The following is a 12,161-nucleotide window of genomic DNA, read 5'->3' as shown; positions in this document are numbered from 1 at the left end:
CCTTTGCGGTGTTAGGACAAGGTGGGGATAGGGAAGCTGTCTTAAGAGATGTGGCCAACCGCATTGAACAAATCAGTGATAAAACAGACCAAAGCAATTTGGCGGCCTCCACTGCAATTCTCGCTGGATTAAGATTAAATAAGCAATTGATTCAACGGATATTGAGGGAAGACATTATGAAGGAGTCAGTAATTTACCAGGATATTAGAGCTTCAGGAAAACAAGAAGAAGCTGCTAAGCTAGTATTACGCCAACTAAATCGCCGTCTAGGACAACTCTCACCCACCATAGAGGCACAAATTCGCCTACTCCCCGTCGAGCAGATAGAAGACCTCGGAGAAGCCTTGTTAGACTTTGAAAGTGAGGCTGATTTGCTTAATTGGCCGGCCAAATAAACCAATTTTGTTAATTTCCCCCAAAAGACCATATCCACGAGTTTATTTTTTGAGGGCGAATCTTGATAGTAATCCAACCAAAGTGAATAATCCCAAGACCATTGAAGGTTCGGGGACTTGTTGTGCGGGAGATGCTAACCTAATATTATCAATTAGTAATCCTGAATGACCACTAAAGGCGTTTTCATCTACTATTCCAAACCCTAGTGTAAAAGTTCCGGCGGTGAGGAAAGTATGAGTGAATGTTTTATAACCTGTCTCAGAAATAAAACCAGTAGCAGAAGAAACAAAGTCACCACTGTTTACTGAATTAACTGAAATAATCGGAATTAATATTTGATTTAAACTCAAAAAAGCCAGATCATTGTTGGGGCTAGTTCCAGTGGTTTCATCCGTGAGTAAATTGTAATCAAATTCTAATTTTTGTCCTGCTTGGGCATTAATTACTGTTGTCAATTTAATGGCACTTCCTTGAACATAAGTCCCCTGAGAAGTAATGGACCCTGGGCCATCATTAAAGAGAAAACCTGGCGTTGTAGTATCTGTAAATCCTTCTAAAGTATCAGGGACTAAACCAGGGTCAAATACTGGGGTTGTAAAAACATTAAGTTCTCCGGTTTCGAGGAAAACTTGAAAACTTCCTTCTGTTGGCAATACTCCAAAATTACTATCTTTGATACTGGCTATTCCTCCTGGTGAAATAGACCAGTTATTTAGTCCAGTTTCAAATCCTTCAATGGTCATAGCATTTGCCGTTGGCACTAATAATAAACCAGTGGCTAAACTAATAGTAACTGTCTGAAACTGAAACTGAAATTTAAACATTGACTAAACTCCGAGAGTGTGTTGGGAACAGAAAAATTAACTTTCCTCAGATCTTACACCATTACCCAAAAGTCAAAAAAAAAGATTTTTAGAGGCAGCAAACCCGATGATTTGGTTGTTGTTTCTGAAAAAATCGGGTTTTTAATATCAGATGGAAGCTCTGAGTAAGTGACTTTAGGAAAAGATAAAATCGCCAGCATCAATAGCAGTTGCTTGTACGTTTTCCAAAGTCGCTAGAGGCAAGAAATAGTTAGGAACTGAACGACCAAAGGGGGCATAACTCACTAAGGTGTTATTTCCTATTTGGGAGGTACGAATATTGCTAAAAGGATTACTGCCTAAATTGACATTTTTGAATAAGTCTCTCAAGTCAAACATATCATGGTCATTGAGGTTATTATTATCAGCATTAAAGTCGGTAATAATATTACCAGCACTTTGACGATTGGGATATTTAAAGATATCTTTACCTCCATTTCCAGACAAGATCCCTTTCCCGACACTACTAACAATAATTTCGTCTTGAGCTAATCCAGTGACAATATCGACATCATCCTTTAGTTCAATGGTAAAGGTTTTACTGAAGTTGGCTCCGTTTTGATCGGTTGTTTTAAGGATTATGTCGTGAGTTTTGGCAGTTTCGTAGTCAAGTTGGCTACTATCGTTGACGAATAGTTGATTGCCGTTGAGTTTAAAGCGTCCATTGCCATTGTCAAGGAGGGTATAGGTATGTTGGTCGTTGGCATCGGGGTCTATGGTGCTTAAATTAGCAATTAAGGTGTTATTGGGGGCATTTTCGCTGATTTTGGTGTTGGTGATTAGGATATTAGTCGGTGTATCATTGACGGGGTTAACGGTGACTTTGAACGTATTATCAACTGTTTGACCGTTAGAAGTTCCCCGAATGGTAATATTAGCGGTTCCAAATTGATTGTCTAGGTAATCAAGAGTCAGTTGATTATTGTTAATTGTTGCTGTTACTAAACCATTATTACTGTTAGCCAATACACTCTTAATAATGATATCGCCATCCACATCACTAAAGACATTAGTTAAGTCAGTTAAGGTATTGGGTGCATCTTCGTTAACGGTAAGATTAGCTAAGGAATTTTGAACAATTAGGGTATCATCAATGGGGTTAACATTAACCGTAAAGGTATTATCAACGGCTTGACCATTAGCTGTGCCTCGAATTGTAATATTAGCTGTCCCAAATTGATTGTCTAAATAGTCAAGAGTTAATTGATTATTGTTAAGTGTTGCTGTTACTAAACCATTATTACTGTTAGTCAATATACTCTTAACAATGATATCGCCATCTACATCACTGAAGACATTGATTAAGTCAATTAGGGTATTAGCTGCATCTTCGTTAACAGTTACATGGGAGATAGGATTAGTAACGATTGGTGTATCATCTACAGGGTTAATGGTAATGTTTACTGTAGCGGAATTAATCGTGTAAACAGTGCCGTCAAAACCATTCCAATTAAAGCTAATATTACCGTTAAAGTTGTTATTTGGAGTAAATGTGAGGGCATTTAAGTCATTGAGGGCAATTTCTTGATTTAGCGAAATCAGAGTGTTATTCAGTTTTAAAATGCCGTTATTCGGTAAAGAAGTAATCTGAATTTTAGTCAGATTATTGCCATCGGAATCGCTAAAGGCTGAGGTAAAATCCGTTAAGGTGAAAGCGATGGTGTTATCTTCATCCCCTGTTTTATTAATATTAATTAAAGTTGGCGGTAGATTGGTTGGTAATAACTGATTACCAAAGTTTATATCTGTGAGAATTTGACCCGCAGTTAGAGTAACCGTGTGAACTAGACTAACCGTATTATCAGGAATATATAAGGGGTCATTTGTGCCATTATTTCCCGTATTTCCTGTATTAGAACCATTAGAATTGTTATTGAGGTTTAAGATAGCTTCAGCAAGGGACAAAACATTAATCCGAGGATAACTGACTCCTGTATTCGTAACGTTATCGTTTTCGTCGTCACCGTCAATAATTAAGTTGCTAGTGGTATCTAATAAAGTGCTAAATTCGGTTAAGGTCAGGGAACGTCCTAAATATTGTTGGGCGATTTGTTGGGAGAGGGTGGCGATCGCACTAATATAAGGAGTTGCTTGAGATGTACCACCCATCGAAATAGTGCCACCTGTCGCATTTGCGCCTGTAATCAAGATACCAGGAGCAAATACATCTAAAAGCGGGTGACGTTGCGAAAAACTAGCGATTCTGTCGGCTGCTGTGCTGTAATCAACTGCCCCATTCCCAAAGGTACGAGAACCAAAGTCATCAGCCCAGACTGCACCCACTGAGATAACATTAGGATCAATGGCAGGATAGGCTAATCCTGGGGTACTGTTGAAGGTGTAGAAGCTGTTACCTGCTGCTGCTGCAATGAGGATGTTTTGGGAGGCGATCGCGGCTAATTCATCCCCAATGCCATAACGAGGTACTTCTGTTGTCCAATTTTGACTATCTCCTAAAGAAAGGTTGACAGATGCGATATTATATGTATTGGCGTTGGTGTTGACCCATTGTAAGGCTTTTTCTAAGTCAGAGAAACTGCCAGAACCATTGTCTTTAAAGACTTTGAGAATGATTAAGTTAGATTCTGGGGCAATTTGGGCGGCGATGCTGGTAATATGGGAACCGTGATTATTGCGATCGCCCGCATCATTGTCATTATCAGCGAAGTCGTATTGATAAATAATGCGATCTGCTATGCCATTATTATCATTATCTGGCCCAAATAAGGGATGATTTAAGTCTGCACCTGTATCAATAATAACGATGCTTTGTCCTTGTCCTTTAATATTAGCAAAGCGAGAATCTGCCCAAAAATCATCAAGGTTAATTAGGGAAATAGCATTACTATTTAAGGGACTAGAAGGAGTGTTAGAAGGGGTGTTATTAGTATTGGTTACAGGGGGATTAGTGGTTGTATTTGAGGGAGATTCATCATCAAGAATGGTGACATTTGCAGTGTTTTGATTGCCAATAATTGCGCCGTTAGTTGGGTTAGTTAATTGGATGGTAAAGTATTCGTCTCCCTCAACTTTGTCGTCATTACGAATCTTGATAGCGTTAGGGTTTCCTAAGATGGCATTTTGAACAGTAATAACTTTACTTACTTCATTAGCAGCAAAGGTAATAGTAAAGGGAATATTGTTAAAGTCGTTATTAATAGAACTGGCTGCACAAGCGCATCCCTTGGCAGTTCCATCAATAAAACTTAGGGTTGCACCTACAGAATTTGTGATATCTCCTGTGCGAGTAACAATAATTTCTGTAATGGCTGTTCCGTCTTCTTTGACAGTATAATTAGCTGTACTAAAGTTAAGTTGAGTTTGATTATTAGTCGCACTAAAGTTAAGTTGAGTTTGATTATTGTCTGTTCCTATTAAGGAATTACCTGTTAAGGAATTAGTAGAGGTAGGTGTAATTAACTCAAGTGTGGGGATAGAAAGGGGAATATTTGCCCCAGTCGTGCTAATGGTAAAGATAGGATAGGTTTGCTTCCATCCTTCTTGAACAATTTGCGCGACGTTATATGTTCCTGGTCGTAAATTGGTAAAATTATAGTCACCGTTAGTATCGGTTTGAGTAGAAGTTTCACCACTATCTAATTGATTGTTATTATTGCTGTCTAAATAAACTGTCCAATTTGATAGATTTTGTTCATTATTATTAACTGCATTGCCATCAATGTCATTCCAAATATTGCCTTTGATTTCGGCATCATTATCTTGAATACCGACGTTAACATTAGGAATATTTGAGCCATTGTAATTAGTATCGGTACTGGTAACAGAATGGTTAATAATTGCGGTGTGATTTCCTTCAGTTATGTTATCATCAACCGCAGTAACCGTAACAGTTTGGGGAGTATTCCAATTCGTTGAATTAAAGGTAAAGGTTGTTTTATCTAAGGTAATTTGATTCCCTGATGTTAGAGTAATAGTAACGTCAGCAGTGGGTGGGGTTTTTAATACCAGACTATAGGTATCGGTGTTACCTCCTTCTGCAACGCTTATATTTCCTCCTGTTTGGGTTAGGGTGATACCTGGAGTAGCAGGGGGAGTAATGGTAAAGTTAGCAGTTTTGGGTGCATCACCACTGTTTCCTGCGTTATCTTGAATGGTGGTAGCATCCACCCGTAAGCTGTAAATACCAGGTGTATTGGTTAAGTTATCTAAGCCGTTAATACGGTAAGTTGTATCTGAAATATAGCTAACGGTAACAGTATTCGGTAAAGTCAGGTTAACGCCGTCACGGGTTAAGGAAATATCACTGTTATCGAAGGTATTTAGGTCTATTTGTTCGGAAAATTGAACATCAATACTATTGACAGGATTAGGGGTTGAACTGGGAACGTTAAGGAATTGGGTTAAAATGGGTTGAGTTACGTCTGCAAACAGGCTTAACGTGGTGTTGGTGGTGTTTCCTGCGGCATCTTGTACCCTGATTTCTAATTCCCTGGCCCCTGGTGAGGGAAGTTGAACATTACTACTAAATTGTGTTCCTGTTACCGTTGCTTGTTGTAAAAGAGTATTAGTAGTTTTGTCATAGAAGAAGACTTTTAAGCCTGTTTCGCCCAATTCTCCGCTAATATTAGGATTAGTGGTATTAATGCGCCGTTGTCCTGATGCCGTCAGCAGTTGTAGGGATGGAGTGTTATTTGGCTGTAAGCCTTGTGTGCCTACGGGTGGGGTTGCTGTTACATTAATATTAGTAGGAACAGTGGGTGCAGTGGTATCCATTACCCAGGTTTCTGTCTGAATACCTGTACCTGTATTACCCGATAAGTCTTGAATCCCGTTACCATTAACCGTGAGGGTATAAGTCCCATCGGTTAAGGTTAATCCTGATAATCCATTAATACGATAGGTGGTGTCATTAACCGCAGTCACTGTAACGCTATTGTTAATTAAATTGGCATTATTCCCCCCTTGTGAGGAATTTCCGCTATTATTTCCCCCTTCTGGGGGGTTAGGGGGGAGCAAACTTAGGGTTATATCCTGCCAAGTGAAGGTACTAAGGTCAATTTTTTCGGAAAATGTAACAGTTAAAGAGGGAACGGGTTGATTACGAGGATCGATTAAGAGATCGATAATATCAGTAACAATAGGAGGAGTTGTATCGGAATTTCCTGTTGCTGTTTTTATCCAAGTTTCATTTAGTGAACCTGTCCCAAATTTTCCGCTTGTGTCTTGAATACCCGTGGCGTTAACTATTAGGTTATATTCTCCATCTGTAGAGGTAAGATCGTTTAATCCTGTAATTTGATAACGGGTAGGAGAAAGAGAAACAATAGTAACGTTAGAGTTAATTAAGTTACTACCACCATTGAGGGTTAAATTCAGATCATTGTAATCAAAAGTATTGGCTTTAATGGCTTCGGAAAAATCAACAGTAATGGCATTAATCGCAGTTGCACGAGGATCTGGACTAACATCAATAATATCAGTAACAGTGGGGCCACCAGGAATATAGGTAATAGTGTAGGTAGTGTTTCCTGCGGTGGTGTTATCGAGGAAATGGAGGATGTTTTCATAGATAGGACGACCGGTAGCGGGGAAGGTGCGATCAGTTATCCAGAAGTTATCTAAGCTGATTTGAGTACCATCTGCACGCTGAATTTTTACTATATCGAATTGACTGTTACTGGGTTCTGCTAACTCGAAATATGTCCAGCCATTGTCAACAGTGGCTGTAATTTGTACGGTTAAATCTGTTATGGTTGCAGGTGCGTCAATAGTGGCATCTTTTACTGCTTTTACGGGAGCAGTTCCACCCGAACTGAAATAGATTATATCGGGGGTGAATTTTGCGTCAAAGGTTTCATTGACAAGAAAATCAGGTAAATTATCGGGGTTAGCGTGGTTGACTTTGACTTGATGAATTAATTCATGAATATTGACTTCTTTAATCAGGGAGAGTTCAGCTTTACCGAGACTATTTGTATGTTCAAAAGTTGCCTTATAATCGGTAAATTTACCCTGTAAACTGGATTTGAGTAACCAGTCAGCAACGGCAGTTTTTCCGGCTTCAATATTACCAAAGTTAACGGTTAAGGAAGGACTAACTCCTTGTCCATTGACTTCTGAACCGATAATTTGAAAGTCAACTAATAGGCCTTTTTCATTGTCAATAATTTTGGGTTGTCCAGAGGTGATTTTGAGGTTTTTCGCGTCACCTTTGCCTTCATTTCTGACTAATACGGCGAGGGAATAAGGTACAGAAGTTTCGATAATATCATCGGTAAAAGGGTCATCTGCAAAGACATCTCGTTGATGGAAATAGTCTAGGTGTAATTCTGCTTGAGGATAGACGGTGATGGGTGTAGAAAGTAGGGGAACTGTTACAGTTGCACCGTTTTCTAGATAGGAAAGTGAACCGCCAATACTATATTGAGTGGGAATTTCTGGTGCTGCAAGGTTAGTAGGAATAAATGTCCATTTTGCGCTACCAATCCCTTCATCTTGGGGGGTATTGGGGTTGTCCCCTGTTAATATTCCTGTGCCATCTACAGCCGTAATATTGCTAAGGATGGGGTCAGTAATGCCAAAAATGTCGTTAACAATATTGCCGTTTCCGTCTTTGATTTGTAGGGTAACGGAGAGGTTGGTTAGGTTGGTTTGGTTTCCGTTGTCGATTTCTAAACTGCCTAAGAATGCGGCACGGGTCATTACGGCTTCTTGGTCAATCTTGATTCTAACAGTGGCGCAAACTCCTCCGCTTCCTTCCAAAGCTTTTTGATATTCACTGCTGACTGCTTGCAAACCAGCGAAGATATCGTTATAGCCTTCAGCTTCAGTCTGAGCAATAGCAGTCTCTAAAGTATTAAGAGAACTTCCTAGTTTTCCTAGATCGACAAAATCTTGGCTTTGACCATTAGGAACTTGAGATTGGTTATAAATTCCAGTTTCAAAATAATCAACAGTCCGATTCCAGCGATCAATTAACTTAAGTATATTTGACTGTGATATGGATGGCGGGAATGGAGTATGGAGAAGCTGTTGTTGTTCAGTTTCCGTGATTTTTGCTGCTGCTGCTGTTGCACCTTGAGTACGAGCAAAAAATTCCGTTAACCAACTGACAAGAAGGGTTTCATGATCACTACTTACGTTTAACCAAACTTCATCTCCAAAGAAATCAAGATATGTATTATATATAGCTTGTACCCTGTTTCTGTATTCAGCAACACGAGCTAAACCTTGATTAATAGGGGAAACAGAGGCACTTGTTGATAGAGAACTACCCCCAAGGATGGGGTCATAACAGAAATCATCTAAACAAAGTAGGATAGAAGGAATGCAAAGAGGCGGATAAACAAAGCCTCCGAGTCCTGTTAAACATCCTGTCCAATCCTGCCAATCTCCTTCCCCATCACCAAAACCAACAGCACAGGAAAAAACAGTCACCCCGCGACCAATGGGGCCAGGAATACAACCCGCTAAACCTATCGTTAAACAAATACTAGCCTGTAAATTTTGTTCTTTACAGGGATCACAGTTAGGTTCTGTAAGATTAACCGTGATAGGTGTGACATAGCCACCACCACCGAAGCCACCACCACCGAAGCCACCACCACCGAAGCCACCACCACCGAAGCCACTACCACCGAAGCCACCACCACCGAAGCCACCACCACCACTCAAGCAGTTGCCGTCAACATTTAAAAATGGCAGGGGGATTGCTCTTTTAATTTGTTGGCCAGCACACTCATAATAATAATCAAGACCACCAGAAATACTGCAAGGAACGGAGGGAGAAGACTGTAAAGCTAGTTGACCCCCAAAACTACTCAAGGTGTCAAAGTCGGCAATGCGAGTGATACGCACCGGAACTGTAATCGAACTCTTTGCAGCTAAAATATCAAGGTTATTAATTAACGGCTCAATTTTGTAGAAAGGATGGTCGCCAAAATAGAAATTAATGTCGTTAGCAGCAATTAGACCATGATTAGTAGCGGTAACGTTAATTTGCATAACCTGACCCACTACTTGTAATTGATCTAGATCGATAAAACTAGGTTCAATAACCACAGTGGGAATGGGTACATTAGTCTCAAAAACACTTTCGATACTAATGGTATATCGATCCTCAATTTCTGTCGGCGTTACCGTCCAAGTATATTTAACCGTTTGTCTTGACAAAAATGCCTGTATATCTTCCGTTTCTCCTGCACCAATATAGACATTCTGTTCATAAGTATCATGATTATCGGCACTAATACGAAGTTTATAATATCCCTCAGCTAAATTATTTTTTGCTAAAATTCCGTCTGCATCTTGTTCTGAAAAAATAACCGTTCCCGTATAGGGATCTAATAAACTAATTGTCGCATTTGCTAACCTTGGTGAACCTTCTGCAAAGAAGAATAATTCATCGACTACATTAATATTTAGATTGCCTTTTGCCTCCGAAATCGCCCGAAAATTAAACGGTAAACTTAAGGATGCTTCATCCCCTGAAATTACCACATTCCCATTATAAAGAGTTAATTCTTGGGTTGCTGACGGTTGTAATAAAAGGGAAACTTTAGTTGATTCTCCAGGATTTAACGAGGGTAAAGTCACTGTAGAAGCTAACTTTAACCAAGGCGCATCAGGAAGCAAAATATCTAATTCTCCCGAAGCAATCGCACCTTGATTACTAACAGTAAATTCTACTAAAGTTTGACCTCCCCGCAACATACTCGCCTGTAAATTGCTAGTATCTGCCACTAAACGGGGTAATAGTTGCGCCACATCTACCCGTATAGGTAACGTCGCTGTTACCCCTTCATTACTGCTTAAACCAACTGAGAAATTGTAATAACTCCATTTATCATCAGGAACATTAATACTGTAGTTAACGGTTATTTCTTCATTACCTAATAAACTCGTTTTCTCTGGGGTAAGATTAACTGTCCAATCAGTAGGCGCACCATTTATACTAGCAGTTAATCCCGATAATCCTAAATCACTCAGATTTTGTAATTTAACTGAACCATTAAAGGTTGTTCCTTCAGTAATACGTTGGGATACTTGCGTTAAGAATTGGTCATTTTGTTCAAACCGCATTCCTAACAAGGTAAACTGATCTTCTGCTGCACTATCTTCAGCCGCAAAACCAGGAAAATAAGCATTAATATTATAGTTTCCTGCTTCTCCCTGTAAGGGGGTAAATTGACGGATAAAATTACCATTGCCGTCGGTAAAGGAATCAAATTCTCGTATATTTCCTTTATTTTCTATCCTGATTTTGACAGATTCATAAGCTACAGGGGAATTATCATTATTACTTAAAGCCGTTCCTCGTAAAGTGATAGGATTACCTGCGAGCGCGGTTTCTGTATCAGTATAAACTGTCGCACGATAAGCAGGTGTTATTGTTACTGGAGTAATCGTAGTATTATTATTTTCGCCAATGTTTACCCCTTCATTAACTGTATTTCCCGTATCGGTAACACCAATTAAATAATATTGTCCGGGGGTTCGTGGTGCAAAATATGTTACTGTGCGATCGTAAGACAAACTAGGTAATAAATTAGCAGGATTTTCGACACTTCCTAAACCAAATTCCCCTAATAAAGTATCATTAGCATCAAGTTTATTATCCGTTGACAAATAAACCCTGTCTTTCCAATTTCCTGACGCGCTGATAATACCATTATTAGTAATAGTGTAGGTAAGTTGTGACTGTTTTCCTGTATAAGTGGGTTGTATTCCTTGTAACTGAGTCACCACTAAATCCGGGACATTTATATCAGTAACTTCTAAGCTATCACTACCACTATTTAACCCATTTGCTGAGGCATTAATTGTTACTGCTTGACTACCATCATTAATTCCGTCACTGACTCCTGTAATGGTAAAAGTAGCAGAAGTTTGTCCGACGGGAATTATTACAGTATTGGGAATAGTTGCTTCTGTTGTATCACTGGAATTAAGATTGACTATTAAATCACTGCTAGTATCAGTATTACGGCTAATTGTTGCGGTTGCTGTTCCGGTTTCTGAGATAACATCTTTATCTATAACTACTTTTAAAGAGGGACTTTCGTTATCAATGACATTAATATTTATTGTGGCTTTACCTGCATCTGATGCTATATTTGTACCCGTATAAGTAGACTTGGCGGTAATAATGGCGGTTTGTGTGCCGTCAAGAATTGTATCATCAACGCCTTGAATTTCAAAAGTTGCTGATGCTTGATTTGCTGCGATAATAACTGTAGTTGGTACGGTTGCTTCTGTCGTATCACTGCTAAACAGTTGAACCTGTAAGGGTGTATCTGTAACAATATTTCGGGTGACTGTGGCTTGAGCTTTACCTCCGTTTTCGTTAATATTAGAAGTGTCAACTGTGAGGGTTAAAGTGACTCCATCATTATCGATAATTGCTAGACTATCCGAACCGCTAATAAACCCAGAAGATGAGGCAATAATAGTGTGATTTTTGGGAAGTTCTATTAAGGTATCATCTACAGCAGTAATATTAAAGTTGGCCGAATTTGCCCCGGCTGGAATGGTAACTGTAGTAGGTACAGTGATTTGGGTATTATCACTATTAACTAAAGTAACGGTTAAAGGTTCTGTTGTGTCAGTATTTCGGGTAACTGTACCTTGAATAGTGTTACCTTCGGTGATTTGTTCTGTATTAATATTAACGGTTAAAGTTGGTTTAAAATCATTGTCTATAATATTGACAATTGCGCTGTTTTGTGTTCCAATCGTTGCCCCATTGGTGGGATTAGAAAGACTTAAATTAATGGTTTCATTACTTTCTAAAATACTGTCATCAATGATGGGAATAGTTACTGTTTTGCTAGTTTCTCCTTCAGCAAAATTAACTGTAATTTGGCTATTATTATAGTCACTTCCTACGGTTGCTGTACCATTTGTTAAGTTTATTCTGACACTCACAGCACCATCACTTCC

Annotated in this window: 3 protein-coding genes; 1 reads left to right on the top strand and 2 read right to left on the bottom strand. The window is 39.2% G+C overall.

The window, feature by feature from the left end:
* Positions 1-395, top strand: a 395-nt coding sequence (locus VB691_RS22905; protein ID WP_323293847.1) for a DUF4351 domain-containing protein, incomplete at its 5' end; no start/stop codon positions are given.
* 42 nt (positions 396-437) lie between these two features.
* On the opposite strand, the gene VB691_RS22900 is transcribed toward VB691_RS22905, so the two are convergent.
* Both VB691_RS22900 and VB691_RS22895 read right to left on the bottom strand, forming a co-directional pair.
* On the bottom strand, positions 438-1,220 hold the full coding sequence (locus tag VB691_RS22900) for a PEP-CTERM sorting domain-containing protein (RefSeq protein WP_323293846.1): 783 nt from the start codon (positions 1,218-1,220) through the stop codon (positions 438-440).
* 174 nt (positions 1,221-1,394) lie between these two features.
* On the bottom strand, positions 1,395-12,146 hold the full coding sequence (locus VB691_RS22895) for a S8 family serine peptidase (RefSeq protein WP_323293845.1): 10,752 nt from the start codon (positions 12,144-12,146) through the stop codon (positions 1,395-1,397).
* Positions 12,147-12,161: the final 15 nt, after the last annotated feature.

The sequence above is a fragment of the Crocosphaera sp. XPORK-15E genome (assembly GCF_034931425.1).
Lineage (GTDB): Bacteria > Cyanobacteriota > Cyanobacteriia > Cyanobacteriales > Microcystaceae > UHCC-0190.
Note: the sequence above shows the minus strand (reverse complement) of the source record. Positions and strands in the feature narration are given on the sequence as shown.